General features: G+C 62.7%; 16 protein-coding genes, 1 tRNA gene and 1 pseudogene. 6 read left to right on the forward strand and 12 right to left on the reverse strand.

The genetic code is table 11. The annotated features are described in order from the left end of the window. Positions 1-20 precede the first annotated feature (20 nt). Positions 21-1,397 (forward strand): cytochrome P450, encoded by a 1,377-nt coding sequence (locus AC0QUY_RS24925; protein ID WP_161851191.1) that lies wholly within the window; start codon positions 21-23, stop codon positions 1,395-1,397. Between the two features lie 116 nt (positions 1,398-1,513). Here AC0QUY_RS24925 and AC0QUY_RS24930 read toward each other — a convergent pair whose 3' ends face one another. Beyond that, on the reverse strand, positions 1,514-2,005 hold the full coding sequence (locus tag AC0QUY_RS24930) for a cupin domain-containing protein (RefSeq protein WP_475388859.1): 492 nt from the start codon (positions 2,003-2,005) through the stop codon (positions 1,514-1,516). Between the two features lie 115 nt (positions 2,006-2,120). After that, the gene (locus AC0QUY_RS24935; RefSeq protein ID WP_161851189.1) at positions 2,121-2,963 is read right to left on the reverse strand and encodes an SDR family NAD(P)-dependent oxidoreductase; all 843 of its coding nucleotides are present in this window, start codon (positions 2,961-2,963) and stop codon (positions 2,121-2,123) included. Between the two features lie 188 nt (positions 2,964-3,151). Between AC0QUY_RS24935 and AC0QUY_RS24940 the strand changes: the two genes are divergently transcribed. The 3 genes from AC0QUY_RS24940 to AC0QUY_RS24950 all read left to right on the forward strand — a co-directional run bounded on the left by AC0QUY_RS24940 (position 3,152) and on the right by AC0QUY_RS24950 (position 9,380). Then, positions 3,152-4,114, forward strand: a complete 963-nt coding sequence (locus AC0QUY_RS24940; RefSeq protein WP_475388861.1) for a sensor histidine kinase — start codon at positions 3,152-3,154, stop codon at positions 4,112-4,114. A 238-nt stretch (positions 4,115-4,352) separates the two neighbouring features. Beyond that, positions 4,353-6,128 (forward strand): putative bifunctional diguanylate cyclase/phosphodiesterase, encoded by a 1,776-nt coding sequence (locus AC0QUY_RS24945; protein ID WP_475388862.1) that lies wholly within the window; start codon positions 4,353-4,355, stop codon positions 6,126-6,128. A 144-nt stretch (positions 6,129-6,272) separates the two neighbouring features. Continuing rightward, positions 6,273-9,380, forward strand: a complete 3,108-nt coding sequence (locus tag AC0QUY_RS24950) for a bifunctional diguanylate cyclase/phosphodiesterase (protein WP_475388864.1) — start codon at positions 6,273-6,275, stop codon at positions 9,378-9,380. Here AC0QUY_RS24950 and AC0QUY_RS24955 read toward each other — a convergent pair. The 3 genes and pseudogenes from AC0QUY_RS24955 to AC0QUY_RS24965 form a co-directional block, all read right to left on the reverse strand. Further along, a complete protein-coding gene (locus tag AC0QUY_RS24955; protein WP_475388865.1) occupies positions 9,296-11,230 on the reverse strand; it encodes a patatin-like phospholipase family protein in 1,935 nt (644 codons plus the stop codon). The genes AC0QUY_RS24950 and AC0QUY_RS24955 overlap by 85 nt on opposite strands. A gap of 114 nt (positions 11,231-11,344) precedes the next feature. Next, positions 11,345-11,398: pseudogene (locus tag AC0QUY_RS24960) on the reverse strand (hypothetical protein); the annotation flags it as partial. After that, on the reverse strand, positions 11,383-12,462 hold the full coding sequence (locus tag AC0QUY_RS24965) for an LLM class flavin-dependent oxidoreductase (RefSeq protein WP_475388867.1): 1,080 nt from the start codon (positions 12,460-12,462) through the stop codon (positions 11,383-11,385). The pseudogene AC0QUY_RS24960 and the gene AC0QUY_RS24965, both read right to left, overlap by 16 nt. A gap of 141 nt (positions 12,463-12,603) precedes the next feature. Between AC0QUY_RS24965 and AC0QUY_RS24970 the strand changes: the two genes are divergently transcribed. Beyond that, a complete protein-coding gene (locus AC0QUY_RS24970; RefSeq protein WP_161851185.1) occupies positions 12,604-13,011 on the forward strand; it encodes a YccF domain-containing protein in 408 nt (135 codons plus the stop codon). An 18-nt stretch (positions 13,012-13,029) separates the two neighbouring features. Here the strand turns inward: AC0QUY_RS24970 and AC0QUY_RS24975 are convergent, their stop codons facing one another. Next, complete coding sequence (locus AC0QUY_RS24975; RefSeq protein WP_161851184.1) at positions 13,030-13,506, reverse strand: universal stress protein; 477 nt, start codon at positions 13,504-13,506, stop codon at positions 13,030-13,032. Between the two features lie 165 nt (positions 13,507-13,671). Between AC0QUY_RS24975 and AC0QUY_RS24980 the strand changes: the two genes are divergently transcribed. Then, positions 13,672-13,748, forward strand: a tRNA-Arg gene (locus tag AC0QUY_RS24980). 37 nt (positions 13,749-13,785) lie between these two features. Here the strand turns inward: AC0QUY_RS24980 and AC0QUY_RS24985 are convergent. The 6 genes from AC0QUY_RS24985 to AC0QUY_RS25010 all read right to left on the reverse strand — a co-directional run bounded on the left by AC0QUY_RS24985 (position 13,786) and on the right by AC0QUY_RS25010 (position 19,165). Further along, positions 13,786-14,973 carry an IS481 family transposase gene (locus tag AC0QUY_RS24985; RefSeq protein ID WP_371419385.1) on the reverse strand — a complete coding sequence of 396 codons (1,188 nt, stop codon included), beginning with the start codon at positions 14,971-14,973 and terminating at the stop codon, positions 13,786-13,788. A 261-nt stretch (positions 14,974-15,234) separates the two neighbouring features. Then, complete coding sequence (locus AC0QUY_RS24990) at positions 15,235-15,723, reverse strand: AAA family ATPase (protein ID WP_475388869.1); 489 nt, start codon at positions 15,721-15,723, stop codon at positions 15,235-15,237. 51 nt (positions 15,724-15,774) lie between these two features. After that, positions 15,775-17,178 (reverse strand): CopM family metallochaperone, encoded by a 1,404-nt coding sequence (gene copM, locus AC0QUY_RS24995; protein WP_475388870.1) that lies wholly within the window; start codon positions 17,176-17,178, stop codon positions 15,775-15,777. Between the two features lie 530 nt (positions 17,179-17,708). After that, positions 17,709-18,005, reverse strand: coding sequence for a GYD domain-containing protein (locus tag AC0QUY_RS25000; protein ID WP_475388872.1), 297 nt, complete (start codon positions 18,003-18,005; stop codon positions 17,709-17,711). Positions 18,006-18,134: 129 nt separating this feature from the next. Next, complete coding sequence (locus AC0QUY_RS25005; RefSeq protein ID WP_475388873.1) at positions 18,135-18,599, reverse strand: methyltransferase family protein; 465 nt, start codon at positions 18,597-18,599, stop codon at positions 18,135-18,137. Positions 18,600-18,940: 341 nt separating this feature from the next. Further along, entirely contained in the window at positions 18,941-19,165 is a 225-nt protein-coding gene (locus AC0QUY_RS25010) for a hypothetical protein (protein ID WP_475388875.1), read from the reverse strand. Between the last annotated feature and the right edge of the window lie 105 nt (positions 19,166-19,270).

Genomic DNA, 19,270 nt, shown 5'->3' on the forward strand with positions numbered 1-19,270 from the left:
GATCGCCCGGAGCAATTGCCATGTCGATGCCGAGTGTGGCTTCATCAGCCAATATCCCGGTGCCGCCGAACCCCAAGGCGTTGCGGCACATTCCCGGTAATGAGGGTTGGCCGTTTATCGGCAACACGCTGGCGGTGCTGGCCGACCCCAAAGGACAGATCGAGAAGTCGGCCGCCAAATACGGTCTGATCTACCGCACCCATTTGTTCGGCGAGACCAGCGTGACGATGCTCGGGCCGGAGGCCAACGAGCTCGTGCTGTTCGACCAGGCCCGCCTGTTCTCCTCCACCCATGGCTGGGGACCGATCCTCGGCCTGCTGTTTCCGCGCGGGCTGATGCTGCTGGATTTTGAAGAGCACCGCCTGCACCGTCGCGCGCTGTCGGTCGCGTTCAAATCGGGGCCGATGAAGTCCTATCTCGTCGATCTCGACCGCGGCATTGCCGCGCGGGTCAAGCAGTGGAAGGCGCAGCCGGGCGAGATGCTGGTGTATCCGGCGATGAAGCAGCTCACGCTCGATCTGGCGGCAACGTCGTTCCTCGGCGCCAAGATTGGGCCCGAGGTCGACGAGATCACCCGCGCCTTCGTCGACATGGTGGCGGCAGCCGTGGCGCCGATCCGGCGGCCGCTGCCGTTCACGCAGATGGGCCGCGGCGTTGCCGGCCGCAAGCGGATCGTTGCCTACTTCGCCGAGCAGATTCCGATCCGCCGCGCGCGGGGCGGCGGCGATGACCTGTTCTCGCAGCTATGCCAGGCGACGCACGAGAACGGCGCGCTGCTGTCGACCCAGGACATCATCGACCACATGAGTTTTCTGATGATGGCGGCGCATGACACGCTGACATCGTCGCTGACCTCCTTTGTCGGCGAGCTTGCCGCCCATCCCGAATGGCAGCAGCAGTTGCGCGAGGAAGTCAAAGGCCTCGGCATCGAGGCCAACGATCCCTCCAGCATCGCCAATCTCGAAAAGATGCCGCTGTCGGAAATGGCATTCAAGGAAGCGCTGCGGCTGAAGCCGCCGGTGCCGTCGATGCCGCGCCGCGCGGTGCGCGACTTTTCGTTCAGGGGGTACGACGTTCCTGCCGGCACGCTGGTCGGCGTCAACCCGCTGTTCACGCACCATATGCCGGAGATCTGGCCCGAGCCGGACAAGTTCGATCCGATGCGTTTCTCCGACGAGGCGCAGCGCAACCGAAATCGTTTCGCATGGGTGCCGTATGGCGGCGGCGCGCATATGTGCCTCGGGCTGCACTTCGCCTATATGCAGGCGAAATGCTTTGCCCGGCATTTCCTGCAGAATCTCGAAGTGTCGCTGGAGCCTGGTTACAAGGCTGATTGGCAGATGTGGCCGATCCCGAAACCGCGGGATGGATTGCGGGTGGTGGTGAAGGCGGTGTGAACCCGTCATTGCCGGGCTTGACCCGGCAATCCATCACTCTTCGCTGAATGTCTTTCTTGATAGATGCGCGGGTCAAGCCCGCGCATGACGAGCATTTATCGGGTTACGCACTACATCTACTTCACCAGCGTCGTCAGTTGCGCACCTTCATCGGCCACGAACACCGCGATCAATTCCGCGGGTTCGGTCATGCTGGCATTGGCCGAGACCAGATGGGTCGAGCCGGGCGGCTCGAAGAATGACTGGCCGACCCCAAACGTCTCGACCGGCCCGCCGGCCAACTGCGAGCGGATCTCGCCCTTGGTGACATAGGCGGTGACAGAGCCGGCATGCTGGTGCGCCGGCGTAAAGCCGCCGGGGCCGTAGAACACCCGCACGATGGTGACGCGCTTGCCCGCCACGTTCGGCAGCGCATGCGAGCTGATCGGCTCGACGACATCCTGCGAACCGGTCACGCTGTTGGCGCAGAGCGGCTCGATGATCGCCGAGACCGCGTTCATGGTCGACGGCAGCGTCTTGCCGATGACGAAGGCGCAGGCGAGGCCGGCGATGACGGCGAGATAGAGCGGGCGGCCTTCCGATGGCGATAGCTGGAATGTTGCAGACATTTGCGTCTCCTTTTGCCCCAAATCTTAACCGTCAATGCGAGAAGCGAAGCGACGAAGCAATCCAGGTCTCCGTGTTCGGCGCGATGGATTGCTTCGCTGCGCTCGCAATGACGGACTATCCCGCGCCCTGATCGAACGCCTTCTTCAGCGTGACATAGCCCTGCTGTTGCTGGCTCCAGTTGCGGCCGCCGATCATGGCGCCGTCGACCACAAGGTCGTGGCCGTTGACGAAGGAAGATTCGTCGCTGGCCAGAAAAACCGCCGCGTGCGCAATATCATCCGGCAGGCCGGCGCGCGGGATGGGCTGCGCCGATTTGTAGACCTCGCGCATTACGGCCGGGGTCTTCTCGGCGGCTTCCACCGACAGGCCGAGCGCTTTGCCGAAAATGCCGGTCGCGATCGCGCCGGGCGAAATCGAATTGACGCGAATATTGGATTCGCCGAGCTCCATCGCCACGCATCTGGTGAGGTGGATGACGGCGGCCTTGGCCGCGCTATAGACCATCGACGATGAATAGCCGGCCAGCGTGCCGGCGATGCTGCCGTTGTTGATGATGCTGCCGGAGCCCTGCTTGCGCATGTAAGGCGCCGCATGCTTCATGCCGAGCATCACGCTGCGGATCAGCGTCGCCATCGCCGCATCAAACCGCTCCACCTCCAGGCCTTCGATGCCGCCGGTCTGGGCCGGACCGCCGGCATTGTTGAACAGGCAATCGATGCGGCCGAATTTTTCTACCGAAAGACCAATCAGCGCCTTCATCTGCGCTTCCACCGTGACGTCGGTCTGGCGAAAGATGCAGTGGGCACCGAGTTTCTTGGCCAGCGCCTCGCCTTCCGGCGCGCGGCGGCCGGCGATGACGATTTTCGCGCCCTCCGCGACGAATATCTCCGCGGTGCGCAGTCCGATGCCGCTCGTCGCACCCGTGATCACCGCGACCTTGCCGTCCAGCCGTCCCATGTCGTTACCCCCCCGATATCGGTTGAGGCCAATATTCCCGTCTCTTGCCGGCAAGGCAAGCGCACTTGTTCCATCGCGTTCCCGCCGGCGCCGGGCCGGTTTGCGACCTCAAGGCGCCCCGAAATCCTCGAATTTCGGCATGGTCGGCCATATTTTGGATTCGCTGATCACGTGAAGTGACCATTCTGATGAAGAAATTGATCGACGAATTCAGACGCGGCTGGCAGGGCATCTCCCAGCCCTCGCTGCTTTTCAGCACGGCCTTCGCGGCCGGCTGCCTCGCTGTGTCGACGATCGCCCGGTGGGGCGTCGCCCAGCTCCGCCCCGACGTATTCTTCACGCCGTATTTCCCGGCCGTGTTCCTGGCCGCCGCGATCGGCGGCGCCCGGTTCGGGATCGCCACCGCCGTCGCGGGGGGCGTGCTCGGCCTCACCGTCAATTTCGACGGCGCCACGGCCGATTCCGCGCGGCTTGCGCTGCTATTGATGTTCTGGGCGGTCTGCGGCTTCGCCATCTGGGGCGTCGAGCATTACCGGACGATCGTGGCGCAACAACGGGAAGATTCCAAACGCCTGATCCGGGAAGAAGAGTACCGCAAACTCCTCGTCGAGGAATTGCAGCACAGGCTCAAGAACAAGACGTCGACGATCCACGCCGTGCTGCACCAGGTCCTGCAGGACCAACCGCAGATCTGGGGCAGTATCGATCGCCGCCTCCGCGCGCTGTCGGCGACCGACGATTTGATTGCGCGGCTGGACGGCAGCGGCTGCGACATCAAGGACATGCTGCGCTCGGAGCTCGGGCCGTACGGCCATGTCCGGTTCAACTTGAACGGCGACTCGCTGTTCCTGCCGGCCAAGCTGGCGGTCAGCCTAGCGCTTATCTTTCACGAACTCGCCACCAATGCGGGCAAGTACGGCGCGTTTTCCTCGGCCCGCGGACTGCTGCAGGTGTCGTGGTCGGTGTCGGAAGGGCGCCTCAACGTCACGTGGGACGAGACTGAAGGTCCCGCGGTCGAAAAAGTCGGCCCGGCGGGCTTCGGCACCAAACTGCTGCAATCGGCGCTTCGTGCCTTCGACGGCAAGACCGAGATCAGTTTCCTGAAGACCGGCGTACATTGCACGATGCAGTGCCGGCTTCCCGCAAGCTAGACCCGATAGCGCCATTTTCTCATCTTGAGACATCCTTGCCGACGCAAGGTGTCCGTCGCGCTCTCGAAACGCCGTGAATCGAGATTCGCCTTGCACGCGACATTCTCGCCCGGCGTTGATACTCTGTTAATGACGATCGAGCGGACGCCGTTTGGGAATCGCCGACTTTTAGGGTTGTTGCGGCTTTTCGGAAGTCCGCTTAACCAATGCTACAAGGGACTTTGCCAAGTTCCGTGGCATGCATAGTCCCAATAAAAACGATTTTCAGGCCGCGGCGACGCAGGCCGGCAATGAAAGCTCATTCGAATCCGAACTGAACATCCTGAGAGATGTTTTCAGGCTGCTCCCGAACGGCGTGACGGTTCAGGACGAGAATGGCGAATTCGTTCTGATGAACGACGCCGCGGCGGCTGCGCTGCAGGCGGCTGCCGCCGCGCCGGACCCGTCGCAACTGAACGATCGCCGCGAAACCTGCCTCGAATTGCTGCGTGCAGGCCGCCCGGCCGTGCTGGAAGAATCCATTGCCGGTGGCCAGGCCAAGCAGGTATTGCTGACCTCGCACCGACCGATCCGGATCGCCGAGCGCAATTTGCTGATCTCGAGCTCCACCGACATCTCCGAACAGAAGGCATTCGAGGAGCATCTGTTCCGCTCCGCCTATTACGACGAATTGACCGGGCTGCCGACGCGGCGCGTGATCGAACATCGCGTCAACAGTCTCTTGAAGTACGACAACGGACAGGGCCGTTTCGCACTCGCCTTCCTCGACGTCGACAATTTCAAGCACATCAACGACTACTACGGACATTCGGTCGGCGACGCGCTGCTGGCGGAGATGGCCAAGCGGGTCGGTCTCGACCTGCGCGAATCCGACATCCTGTCGCGGATCAGCGGCGACGAGTTCGTGCTGCTGCTCAACCCGATCGAGAGTGAGGACGAGGTCGCCGAGTTCATTCGCTTCATTCTGCAGCGGCTGAAGGCGCCGTTCTTCATCGACCAGTCCGAAATCTTCGCCTCGACCTCGATCGGCGTCAGCCTCTATCCCGAGCACGGACGCAGCTATGAGGAGTTGCGTCAGAACGCCGATATCGCAATGTACCGCGTCAAGAATGGCAGCAAGGGCGCCGCGGCGTTCTTCGATGCCAGCATGGAACGCGAGGCGCTGGCGCGGATGAAGGTCGAGCAGGCATTACGGATAGCGATCCTGGAAAAGCGCTTCTGCTGCGCCTTCCAGCCCAAGGTCGACATCCGGACCCAGGAGATCCAGGGCGTCGAGGCGCTGGTGCGCCTGCGCGACGACGAGGGGGTGATTCAGGCTCCCAGCACGTTCATCAATCTTGCTACCGAACTCGGCCTGATCGACGAATTGACCCACCTCGTGCTGGCGGAGATCGTCAAGTCGATCGACCTGATTAACGAGACCTTCGGCCCCGACACCACGATCAGCATGAACGTCGCGGCCAAGCAGGCCGGCAACCCCGAATTCATGGGGCCGTTCGCGCAGGCGATCGAAGCCACCGGATTTCCCAAGCGCTTCATGATCGAGGTGACGGAAGACGCCTTCGTCACCAAGACGCATTTCCACGACGAGATCCTGCCGCTGTTCCGCAAGCTCGGCGTCAGGATCTCGATCGACGATTTCGGCATCGGCTATTCGTCGCTTTCGGCGCTGGCCGACATCACCGCCGACGAGATCAAGATCGACCGCTCCTTCATCACCGACATCCATAAGCGTCCGCGCAGCCAGGGCATCCTGCGTGCGATCGAATCCTTGAGCGAAGCGCTCGGCATGACCGTGATCGCCGAAGGGCTCGAAAGCTTCGAGGAGCTGGCCTATCTGCAGGCCGCAACCAAGATCCGCTACGCGCAGGGCTACTATTTCTCGAAGCCGATCTTCCTGGAAGACCTCAAGCTGGCGACCCCGCGCGTCAGCGAGGCGCGCGCCGGTGTGGTCAACCGTCCCGCGCCGGAAACCCGCGCGGCTTACGCCCGCACCGGCACCTATCGCCGCTAGAGGGGATGCTCGCCGCGAACGCAGCAAAATAACTCCTCGTCTTTCGGCGCCCGAAGGACACGCGATTTAAGCCTTAAGTAACCGGATTTCCTAACGGCTTATGACATCCGCGCATCGTATTTAGGCTTCCGGGAGAAGGGAGAAATGCGCGAGCTGATTCACCACCTGCACGACATGAAGGCCAGAACCGCGGCCGCCGGGCGGCACCTTGCCGCGACCTTCCGGGGTCCGGTGCTGTGGCTGACGCTCTGCGGCGGGATGCTGGTCGCGGCGATTTTCGTCGGCACCGTCATGATGGCCGATGAATTCCGCGAGCGTGCGCTCGTCAACAGCGAACGCGAACTGGAGAACACCGTTCGCCTGCTCGCCCGCCATTTCGACCAGCAATTCGAGGATTCCGACACGCTCGCCGATGACGTGATTACCCGGCTGCAGATTTCCGGCATCGCCTCGGAGAAGGAATTTCGGCAACGCGTCGCGAGCGCCGAAGCGCACGAGATCCTGCGATCCAAGGCGGGCGTTCTGTCATATCTCGGCGACATCTCGATCTTCGACTCCAATGGCGACATGATCAACTGGTCGCGGCCGCTGCCGGCGCCGACGCTTAACATTTCCGAGCGGGCTTATTTCAAGAGCTTCAAATTCGATTCGCGCTCGCCGTCCATCCTGGCCGAATCGGTGCGCAGCTATCTCACCGGCAATCTGAACTCCGTCATCGCGCATCGATTGAGAGGCGAGGACGGCACTTTTCTCGGCGTGATGACGCGCCGCATCAACCCCGCCAATTACGAAAAATTCTTCGCTTCCGTAGCCCTCGGCACCGGCGCGGCCATCTCGATGTTTCATGCCGACGGCACCCTGCTAGCGCGCTATCCCCGGGTCGACGAACTGATCGGCCAGAATTTCGCGAAAGCGCCGCTGCTGCAGCGGGTCCGGGAGCGCGGCACCCAGCAGACGTTGCGCGTACAAAGCCCGATCGACCAGACAGCCAGGCTGGGATCGGCAGCCCCACTCGGCCACTACTCGGGCATAGTGGTCGCAACCAACACGGTTACCGCCGCGCTCGCCGATTGGCACGAACAAACCACGGTCCTGGTTATCGCGGCAACGCTGGCGGCGGCGGTGATCGCCCTGATCCTGTTCCTGATCATCCGACAGATCGCCCGCCAGAACAGCGAGGCGCAGCAGCGGCTGGAAGCGGAACGGGGCCGGCTCGACACCGCCCTGAACAACATGATCCAGGGCCTGGTCACCTTCGACGCCTCGGCGCGCGTCGTCACCTTCAACCGCCGTTATATCGACATGTACAATTTGTCGACCGAAATTGTGAAACCGGGCTGCCACTTCCGCGACCTGATGCAGCACCGCAAGGACAGCGGGTCGTTCGCCGGCGATGTCGACGAATTCTGCTCGACCGTGATGCGAAACATCGCGCGCGGCCAGGTCGATCACAGCATCATGCAGGGCCCGGACGGACGCTCGTTCATGGGAGTAAGCAAGCCGCTGGCGGGCGGTGGCTGGGTTGCCACCATGGAAGACATCACCGAGCGGCGCAATCTCGAACAGGAGCGCGACCGCAACTACGCGTTTCTGAGCCAAATCATCGATCACATCCCCTCGCAGATCACCGTGAAGGACGTGCATGACCGGCGCTATTTGCTCGTCAACCGCGTGGCTGAGGCTCAGTTCGGCATTTCGCGCGACCTGATCATCGGCAAGACGGCGTCCGACCTCTTTCCGGAAGACGCCGCCGCGATCATCGCGGCCGACGAAGAGAAAACGCTGCAATCCCCCGACGGCCTGTTCAAGGACGAGCACGTCTGGGAAACGCAAGGGCTGGGCCCGCGGTACATCACCTCCAGGCGGCTTGGAATCCGCAATTCCGCGGGTCAAGCGCGTTACATCATCAACGTCGTCGACGACGTCACCGAGCGAAGGCTTGCCAACGAGAAGATCGCGCATCTGGCGCATTATGACGCGCTGACCGACCTTCCGAACCGGGTGCTGTTCCGCGAGCAGATCGAGCGCGAGTTGCGCAAGGCCGCCGGCGGCAAATCATTCGCCCTGCTCTATATCGACATCGACGAATTCAAGGGCATTAACGACTCGCTCGGACATCATGTCGGCGACGAACTTTTGAAGGCGGTCGCGGCCCGCCTCAAGGATTGCATCAAGCCGGGTGACCTCATCGCCCGCCTCGGCGGCGACGAATTTGCTGTCATCCAGACCGCGATCGGCGGCCGTGCCGATGTCGAGGAATTCGTGGCGTGCGTCTACGAGGCAATTCGCCAGCCCTATCAATGCCTCGGGCATCAGCTTTCGACCGACGCCAGCATCGGCATCGCGCTCGCGCCGGAGGACGGCACCGAACTCGACCAGTTGATCAAGCACGCCGACCTCGCAATGTACGCCGCCAAGGCCGAGGGACGCCGCGTCCATCGCTTCTTCGAGCCCACGATGGATGCCCGCGCCAAGGCGCGGCTCACCATGGAGCAGGATCTGCGTCAGGCATTGGCCGACGGCGGCTTCGAAATCCACTACCAGCCGCTGCTCGATCTCACCAGCAATGAGGTGACCGGCTGCGAGGCGCTGTTGCGTTGGCGCCATCCCGAGCGCGGCATGGTCTCGCCGGCCGAATTCATTCCGGTCGCCGAGGATACCGGCCTGATCAACGAACTCGGCGACTGGGTGCTGCAGACCGCCTGTACCGAGGCGGCCGGCTGGCCGTCCCTGGTCAGGATCGCCGTCAACGTGTCGCCAGTCCAGTTGAAGTCGCCGACGCTGGCGCTGCGGATCACCGGCGCGCTGGCCGCCTCCGGCCTGGCGCCTGACCGGCTCGAGATCGAAATCACCGAGGCGGTGCTGATCCATGACGACGAGACAGCGCTCGCCATCCTGCATCAGCTCCGCGCCATCGGCGTGCGCATCGCGCTCGACGATTTCGGCACCGGCTTCTCCTCGCTCAGCTATCTGAAGCGGTTCCCGTTCGACAAGATCAAGATCGACCGCTGCTTCGTCAGCGACATCGAGGTCGACGGTTCGGCGGCAATCGTGCAGGCGGTGGTGAATATCGCAGCCGCCCGCAGCATGACCACGACTGCGGAAGGCGTCGAGACCGAGCAGCAGCGCGAGATGCTGCGCCAGCTCGGCTGCACGCAGATGCAGGGTTACCTGTTCAGCGCACCCAAGCCCGCGGCCGAGGCGAGGCGACTGCTCGGCGTGCGATTGGAGGCCGCGACGGCCGTCGCCTGACGCCGTTCCAGCGCGCCGGTATCGAGTATCGCCTCGATCGCCGAACTGCCCCCCGCCTCCAGCGCCGCGATCGCCTCGCTGGCCCAGAGGTAGGAGGCCTCGAAGATTTCCGTGTGACGATCGAAATCCGTCACGTCGATATCGAGCGGAAGCGGCGGACGCATCACCGTATCGAATGGCCCGACCGGCAGCGTATCGTAGCGCTGATGCGCAACGAGGCTTCGCCAGAGCACATTCACCGCGCTCGGCGCTGCGGGCAGCAGCTTCTTGCGGAACGGCGTCAGCATGGCGGCGATTAGCTCCAGCCGTCCCGGCAGCGAGGCATAATCGACGTCGAACATCTCCGCCGCAGGCTCGCCGAAATGCACGACCAGATTGGGGCCGCTCTTGAGCTGATGCATCGAGGCGAGCGGGACGTTGTCGATGAGGCATCCATCGACCAGCATCGCGCCTTCCGCCGTGTAGAACGGCGGCAACAGCCCGGGGATCGCACTCGATGCCCGCACCGCCTGCCATAGCGGCCCCGAGCGGATCAGTTCGAGATTGTGTGTCGACAGGTTGGTGGCGACGGCGGCGAACGGCCGCCAGCAATCCTCGATCCGGCAGTCGGGGCCGTATTGATGGGCCAGCGCGCGATCGAAGGCCTTGTGGTCCAGCAGCGAGTAACGCGGCCAGGTCGGCCGCCGAAAGCTTCTGCTTCTGACGAAGATTTCGTGCGTCCCGCGCTCGAGATCCTCGGCTTCGAGGTTTTTGGCAAATCCCGCCACCATCGCGGAGCCGACGCTGGTGCCGACAAAGATATCGAACATCACGCCGCGTTCGCGAAACGCCTTGTAGATCCCGACATGCGCCGTGCCAAAACTGCCACCGCCTGCAGCGACGAAGCCGATTGCCCGGCCGCACAGAAAGCGGATCAGGCTGTCGATATCGACCTGGTCTTCGAGGGCGACGTGGTGATGCATGAAGGACGGCAGCCGGGCAAGCCAGGCCGCGGTGCGAGAAACCTCTCCGCTTCGCCGGTCATGAACGCGTACAAGGCGTCGGGCCGAAATGGAATGAACCTCGCAGGCAAAGGTCTCGATATCCGTCAATGCGGCTGCCGGCGCATCGCCGCGGCAGGCGAACACGACCATGTCGGCCTGGCGGATGGCCTTGCGCGCCCAGGGCGACGCCTCATGGCCACCGAGATAGACCACCAGCGGAGCGGCGTGTTCGAGCTTGTTGAGCCACTCGGTCACATCATGAGCATCGAGCACGCGGCCGGGAAACATCGCCTGCAGACGGTCGGCGTCGACAATCTCGGCATCGATCGCGGCGAGCCCCTCGCGTATCCGGCGCTCGAAAGCGCCCGGCAGCGGCTCCAATCCGCCGCCGATCAGCGCCACCGTTCGCGCCTTCGGCGAGGTACGGAATGGCGCGATGCGTGCAGTCTCCCTGGCGAACCGCCGCGCCAGCGCCGCGAGCAGCGCTTCGACGATGGCGGGGGCTTCCTCGACGAGCTTCTGGTAGGCAGGACGAGTCAATGCCAGCACGCTGGTGTCGCGGATCGCGATCACATCGGCCGTGCGCGGGACATTGGCGAAGAAGCCGATCTCGCCGACGAGTTCGCCGGCTCGAAGTTCAGCGATCGGTTCGAGGTAGCCGGTCTTGCGCACCGCAAGCGCGCCGTGCAGCACGAGGAAGAGCGAATCCGACGGCCCGCCTTGCGCGACCAGCATCTGCCCACGCACCAGATCCTGGCGGACCATGGCGCTGAGAGCCTTCAGCCGCTGTTCGGCGCTGAGCGTTCGAAACAGCGCGAAGTCCTCCAGCGCGGAGCTCCAGGCGAGGACCGAGCTCGACCCACTCATTTGGCGGTACCCAGTTGAAACGGCCCGACTTTAGCGCCGGGCACAAATCACCGCGAGTGATATAAAGGCTTGCAAGTTAGCGCACCGCAGCAGCAGCCCCCGTGTCAGGTGGTCTTACGGATGCACTGCAGCATGACCGCCGCACCTCTGCCTTACGCCGCCCACCGGCCGCGATTGTTCTCGGCCAGAATGGGACGGATCAGCCGGCCAAAGCGCTCGGCTTCCTCGTCATGCAGATAACCGGACAGGCAGAACGAGTGGCAGCCGGCATCGATGAATTGCTGCAGGGTCTCGGCGCACTGGACGGGATTGCCGACGACGGCAATGCCGGCGCCGGGACGGACTTTTGTGATGCCGGTCCACAGATGCGGCAGCAGGAGATCGCCGTGCTCGCGGGCGAGCTGCTGCACGCGCATGTTCGCTTCCGATTTGTTGTAAAGCGTCTTCATTTCCTGCTTCTGCCGCTCGGTGGCGTGCCGCACCAGCTGGTCGGCGGCCTCCCAGGCGTCCGCCTCGTTCTCGCGGCAGATCATCTGCAGCCGCATGCCGAAGCCGATGTCGTTCTCGCGTCCATGCGCGCGCGCCATCGCCCTGATCTCGGCGATGTTCGCGGCGATTTTTTCCGGCAGGTCGCCCCAGAACAGATGCACGTCGGAATGTTTGGCTGACAATTCCCAGGCCTGTCGCGAGCCACCGCCAAGATAGAATTTCGGAAACGGCTGCTGGTGCGGCCGCGGCCGGATATGGGCGCCGGACAATTTGTGAAACTTTCCCTCGAAGTTTACCGGCCCGCGCGTGGTCCACAGCGCCTTGAGGATCGAGACTTCCTCCTCCATCAACTCATAGCGCGCTTCCTTCGGGTAGAGCACGCCCTCCCCTTCGACCTCGCTCTCGTTCTGACCGGCGATCAGATTGATGCAGATTCGCCCGCCCGACATCTGGTCGAAGGTCGAGATCATCTTGGCCAGCAGCACGGGATTGATGTAGCCGGGCCGCGCCGCGATCAGCGGCTTGATGGACGACGAGCGCGCCGCCATGAACGCGCCTGTGATCCATGCTTCCCAGCACACCGAGCCGACTGGGATCAGGAGATATTCGAAGCCGGCCTGTTCCGCCGCCCGCACCACGCGGTCGCACAATTCAGGCGAGCCCGGAATCTGCGCGTCCATCAGGCCATAGGCCGTGGTGTCGCCATGCGTTGGCAGATACCAGCCGAATTCGAGTGGACGCATGAACGTTTCTCCCTGTCGACGCTTGTTGCCCGGTCGTTAGGCAAATGAGTTTAGCGGCTGCGAGGCACGGGGCAAATCGGGTTCCGCTTGCAGGGCTGTTTTCGATTTCAATCGCATCCACGGCAAGCTAAGTTCTCGGCCATGTCTCCGGTCTCGCTGCTTCTCAATATCATCTGGATCGTTCTCGGCGGCGCATGGATGGCGTTCGGCTGGCTGGTTGCCGCCATCGTCATGGCGATCACGATCATCGGAATTCCCTGGGCGCGGGCCGCGTTCAACATCGCGGCCTACACGCTGTTCCCGTTCGGTTTCACCGCGGTGTCGCGCGACGCCTATACCGGGCAGGAAGATATCGGCACCGGGCCGCTCGGGGTGATCGGCAACATCATCTGGCTGGTGCTGGCGGGATGGTGGCTGGCGCTCGGGCATGTGGTCACGGCGGTGTTGCTGGCCGTGACCATCATTGGGATTCCTTTCGCCTGGGCACACCTGAAGCTTGCCGGGATCGCGCTATGGCCGATCGGCAAGGTCATCGTTCCCACGAACTAGGTCCGGACCAACCTCGGCTTAGCCCGAGGCCGTCGCTTCCGCCGGCTTCAACCGCTCGAACTCGGCGTCGCTGATCTCGGTCTGCGCCACCAGCACGCTGCAGCGCAGGCGCTTGACCAGATAGCTGCCGATCGAGCCGAACCAGCGCGCCAGCGCCCCCTGCGGGCGGTGCCCGACGACCACGAGATGCGCGCCGATTTCTTCGGCGACCTCGGCGATTTTCTGCCCGGCATCGCCGACCTCGAGCCGCACGGTCGGCGTAAATCCCAACGCCTTCAGCCGCTCGGCGCCTTCGTTCAGGATGGCCTTGTAATCCTCGGTCTGCAGTTCGATCGGGATCGTCAGCCCGGCCTCGGGTGTCATGATCGAGGAAACCTCGACGACGGCGAGCAAAAAAACCTCGGAACGGCAGAGTTGTGCGAGCTTTGCGCCCTCCCGCAGCGCACGCCGCCCCTCGACCGAACCGTCATAGGCGAGAAGAACCTTCTTATACATCGGACGTCCCCATCCATGGTTCAACACGCCAAGACTAGCACCAATTAACGGGAACGGATCGGAATTTTGCGTCGAGAACGTGGTTATCGGCCGCCACCTTGGTCTCACCAACCCCGGCATGGGGCGTTGCCCCTGCCCGGCCAATCGGCTAAAGGATGCCCCAACGCACCCGTAGCTCAGCTGGATAGAGCGTTGCCCTCCGAAGGCAAAGGTCACACGTTCGAATCGTGTCGGGTGCGCCAATCGCCGAAGGTCCGTTCCGGACACATGGGTTACGGTTTATTCCGGAGACATAGGTAACACCTTTGGGCCGAACGGGTTGTCTATCGGTTCGAGTCTGCATGTCTCGTCGTCGAAGTAACCCAAATTATAGTTCATGAAGGTGACGAGCCAAATCCTGTCGCTCACCTGCTTAATCCCGACGTTCTGCCCAGCGAAGACCACGCTGAGGTTGATTTTCTGCCGGTTGAAGCAGATACGGCCGCATGTCGTTACGGTCGCGGTCCTGTCGTGGAAGGGATAATCAAGGTCCGGCAGGCCCTGGTAGATCCGCCTTGAGGGGATATAGCGCTCGGCCGGGCACTGCATGTTGAGCGCTTGGTGAGGCCGCTCGTTGTTGTAGCCGTCGATGAAATCGTCGAACCTGGCCTGCTGCTGCAGGAAGTTGCGCGCGACCGGCTTGATGGTCTCCAACTTCAAGGTCAGATGCATCCGCTCGTGGCGGCCGTTCTGCTGCGGGTTGCCTGGCTTGATCCGCTCGATCGCGATGCCGAGCCTGAGCCACCAGACCGACAGCCTGCTCAATCCGAACAGCGCATTGGGACTGGCAAAGGGAACACCGTTGTCGGTGCGGATGGCCTGCGGCAGGCCAAACTCCTTGAATGCGCTTTCAAACACCGAGAAGGCATAGGCTTCCTTGGTGGTGTGCAAGGCTTCGCAGGCAATGAGATAACGGCTGGCAAAGTCGGTGATGGTCAGCGGATAGCAGTAGCGGCGATCGGCGAGCATGAACTCGCCCTTGTAGTCGGCACACCACAGCTCATTCGGTTGGGCCGGGTGAGAGAGTGTGGTGCCCTCAGCCCGGTTGCGTCGTCGGGTTCGCCGCTTGACCAGGCCATGACGATCGAGCACCGCATGCACGGTGCTGATCGCGGGCGTGTGCACATCCGGATAAAGCCGGGCCAGCCGTTCCCTGATCTTTGGGGCGCCCCAGCTCGGCTTGTCCTGCTTCAAGCGCACGATCAGCGTCTCGATCTGGGTGGGCAGCTGGTTGGCATGGCGATAGGGCCGGCGCGAGCGGTCGGTGAGCCCTTCCAAGCCAATCTCGTTGTAGCGCGAGAAGATCTTGTAGCCGGTCTTGCGGGAGATGCCGAACTCGCGGCAAAGGCCCGCCATCCGCTCCCCGTCCAGCCGCCGGGCAATGAATTTTAGACGCTCATCCATGGGTTTACACGCCTTCCAGGGCATTTTGCGCTCCCCGCAAAAGGCCCGATTGTGTAACCCATGTCTCCGGAATGAACTGTCACCCCTCTCTCAGGAAGGGCAGAATCCACGATTTCCTGCGATCCGCCCCGCCAGGTCACACCGAACGGAATTCGTTGTCGCAGCGCGTGCGATGTTCGGCGGCCTTAGGCGTTCGTATCAGTCCATCGCTCCTCGGCTGCCAATACCGTGACAGCTCGCACATGCGAGACAGCTCTCGACAGCGGACCGCTCCGGCGTCGCTCCTTAGATGACCTTGAGAATCTCATCGACCGTAGCTTCTACCGGGCCGCTCGTGTCGATCTCATGGTCGGCTGATTGTCTTAGCAGCGGTTCGATCGTCGCGAGAAGTCCGCAAACCTTCTGACGTTCCTCGTCGGTTCTGCCGTAGCCCTCCGCCGAGCGCGCTTCGAGCCGCTTCATGATCGTCGCGACAGGAGCGGACAGGAGAATGACTATATCGATCAAAGAAAACAGCCGCCCCATGTTCTCGGCACAACCGCTGACAAACAAAGGTGCTTGATCTTGCGTCAGGAGAAGCGTTCTGACGCGGTCTTCGCGCCAGACCCAGTCCTTTCCCTCCGCTGGTGTCAGCGTGTCCGTGGGCGCGCTGTCGACCCACTCGGACCATTCCGGCGTATCCAGGTCCACGGCCCGATGGCCCCTTGCGACGAGCTCCCGAGCAACGGCGCTCTTCCCCGTTCCGGACATACCGGTAATCAAAACACGCTTCAACCGAGTCCTCATGACGTCGCAAGTCGGTTCGCTTGTGCTCGTCGCCGTTCCCTAGGGTTGCGGGATGTTCTTCTGCTTGAGCCATTCGCGCATCTCGCCGATCTCTCGCCTCTGGGCGTCGATGATCTCGCGAGCAAGGTGGTGGTTTCGGGCATCCTTGCCGAATTTCAGGACGATCTCGGCCATGTCGACCGCGCCTTGATGGTGAGGGATCATGCCGAGCACAAAGGCCTGGTCGGGATCGACATTGGCGATGCCCTGCATCATGGGGCCGTGCATGCGGTCCATGGCTGTGCGATAAGCCGCCTCGGCCGTCACCGCTGTCGCGGTGGTGCCGTGCATGCCGTGCGGATGCTCGGGGTTCGGCGTGTGCGTCAGCCGTTCGCCGGCCGACGCCCCCGTATTTCCTTCGATACCGTAAATCGCAATGTGCAGTCCCCAATACCCGGTTACGAAGATGACAAGCGCTGCCGCAAGTCCTGCCGGGACGCCGGCCAGCCTGCGCTTGAGCGCGGGCAGGAAATGCACCTCCCTTGTATGATCGGCTGCGATGGCGACGATGATCGCCATGATGAGCGCGTGGCCGATCAGGTCGGTGCGGCCGAATGGATAAACGGCTGCGTTGAAGATGACGAAGAGCGCGATGGCCGACAGCCGGCGAACCAGCGGCGTCCAGATCAGGCCGAATCCCATCGTGAACTCGGCGACGCCGGCCATTGGAATGAAGACGTCGCGCGGCATGCCGAAAGTCAGGAAGGGTTTTTCCTCCACGAGCGGGTAGAACCAGTCGGGATAGGCGAACACTTCGAGGCTGGACCACATCAGCGCGATGGCCACGCCCCAGCGCAGCGCCTCGAAGCGATGCTTGCGCCATTCCGGATTGGACGATGCCTCCAGCACCAGATAGGCGGCGACGCCGACGCCGAGCGCAAGGTAGTCAAGCAGATGGAAGACATCGTAGTCGCGTAGCGCCAGCAGCCAAAGGCCGATGATGCCGGCAGCCGCAAGCGGCAGCGTCTTGCGAGAGAAGATCAGCCCGGCGATCAGGAGCTGCGTCCATGACACCCATTCGGCGGGCGTCTTGAGGTCGGGTGTCAGGTAGACGCCACCGACCGCAAAGATCGCCACGAAGAAGGCGGCGATGACCACGCGCACGAAGTTGTCGAGGCTATTCCAGAGGGGGTCGGTGATGCCGTCCATGCCGCGCAGGATCGTCTCGCCCGCACTCGACTTTTCAATCGCTCTTGTCACGAGGAAAAACACCAATACCAGCGCTATGCCGGTCCAGAACCAGGGATTGGTGAGGGTGGCCCCGATCGGCTGTGGCGGTGCGCCGACGATATACGGCGCAAACCACTTCACATGCGCTTGCGCCGGACCTGAGGCCGCCATGAATGCGAGCGCGCTCAGAGTTAGCAGGCGAGCGGAGAAGCGAGGCAGAGCGGGTTGGTTCAATTTTTTTCTCCTCGGTGCGGAGCCTCGCGGGTGAATCAGGCGGCACGCGACTCCGCACGAAGAAACAATAGTGGTTGAGACACGGATCGCATAGTTCCGTGACAGTAAGGGCCTTGTGGTCAAGCTTGACTTCTGCTGCCGGTTGTCCAGGTGTGCGACGGTGCCCAACTGAATCTTCGCCTCTTTCCTGGCGAGGTCAGGCGTCCAGATGCAATTCGGCTATGGCTTGGTTGGTCGAATGCCACGTTTCCGCAAAGAGCCGGCCATGCCGAGGCCCGCCGTTTGCGTTCGAAGCTGCCGCATCAAGCCGCTGAAATCGCGGGTGGAATTTGGAGCCCGATGAGCCAAGCTTTCACGGGAAGCGCAGCTATTCGCAAGGCCCCGCATCTTCCAGGAGGGCGCGAAACATTAATCGGCTCCTTCGAGCCTGCTCCGTGCCACCGCGCCCGGCAAGAATGCGGCACCACTCGCGCGCAAGCGAAATGAGCACGGCTGGTTGGCAGCAAAGCCGTGAGCCACGACCCCGGCGCTTAGCCCGCCGCGTCCTTGATCGCGGCTTCGAAGGTCTTTGCGTCGAAGGCCGGCATACTTTGGATCCGCCCCAGACCTTGCGTCGCGTACCAGACGGAGAACGCGAGCATCGCCCCCTCATTCGGGGCATCGACGATGTCGACGAAATCGTAGTAGCCCTGCGTGTAGTGGATCGACTCGACCTTGATGCCCAGCTTGTCGAGTTTTGCCTTGGCCTTGCCGATCCGCTCCGATTGCTTGCTTGCCCATTCCGGGCTCAGATTACCAAGCAGCACATATTTCATGGCCACCTCCACGTGATGTCGATCAATTTGCGCGAAGGACCTCACAATCATACGCCTTCCGACGCCCCATGCCTATGCTGTTCTGCGCAGCGGGAACGGTGGGGCACGGGCCCCCCGGCCCCGTGCCCTGGCCGGCAAGCCCTACAGCCAGCGCCGCACCCGCGCGCAGTAGCGGCGATAGACGTCACCAAACTTGCGCTCGAGATAGGCTTCCTCGCGGGTGATCACGCCGTAGCGGATGACGAGGGCGAAGGGCACCAGCATCACCAGCAGCCAGAGGCTGTTGAAGGCGATGGCCAAGCCGATGAGCCCCAGCACCATGCCGAGATAGATGGGATTGCGCGTGAAGCGGTAAGGACCAGCATCGACGATGGTCGTGGTCGGCAGGTTGGTGGGCACGTTCGAGCCGGCCCTGGTCATGGTAGAGATCGCCCACGCGAGCAGCGCCAGTGCAAGCGCAAACACGATCGCGCCGAGCCAGCCTGCAGGGGCCGGCAAGAGCGGCAAGGGCATGAGCCAGTTGAGCGCGAACCCGGCAAGCACCGCGAGCGCCCACGCGATCGGCGGCCGGACAATCACATTCGCGGTATCTGCCGTGTCAGCCATGGCGGCACCGGTGAACCTGCGCTGCTATTGATGGTGCCGCTGAAGACTATTTGCAAGCGCAGCGCAAAAATCAGAAAATCTGAGATTTATCGGTTCGAGCGCGTGGGGGCTGCATCGGCCGAGCGGCCTGATCCGGGATTGGTCAACCCCTGATGCGTTAACGACCCAAAGCCGCAGGCGCTATCGTGAAATTCGATCGTATTGCCATCGATGATGGTCGGCGGCCCCAACCGATCAAGTCACCCGCCGGGGACGGCGAAGGCAGAGAGATCTCCCCACGCCGTCATATTTCTCCTTGGTTAACTGAAAATCAGCGAACGTCCATTTCCGGGCGTCGGGCTTCAGTTCAGGGCGCAGCTACCTGAGCGCGCTGCCGTGTTGCCGGACGCCACGTGACAGAAAGCCTCATAGTAAGCCTCAAGCTCGGCAACGGCGCGATGTTCCCACTCGCTGGCCTGCGCCAGCAGGGAACCGCTATGCAGCGGCCGGTACGCCGCGGTTTGGCGGCACAGCGACGCGATCGTGCGATATCGGCGAACGTTTTCCATGATTGCCAGGCCGTTCATATCAGGATCTCCCCTTTCTTTTCCCGGAGACGAACTTGCGGCAGAACGATTTTCGATTGGTTAGCGGGGCCGGGAGAGAGCGCGCGTGGTTTCCGAACCGTTGAC

The sequence above is a fragment of the Bradyrhizobium sp. WYCCWR15520 genome, assembly GCF_056174665.1.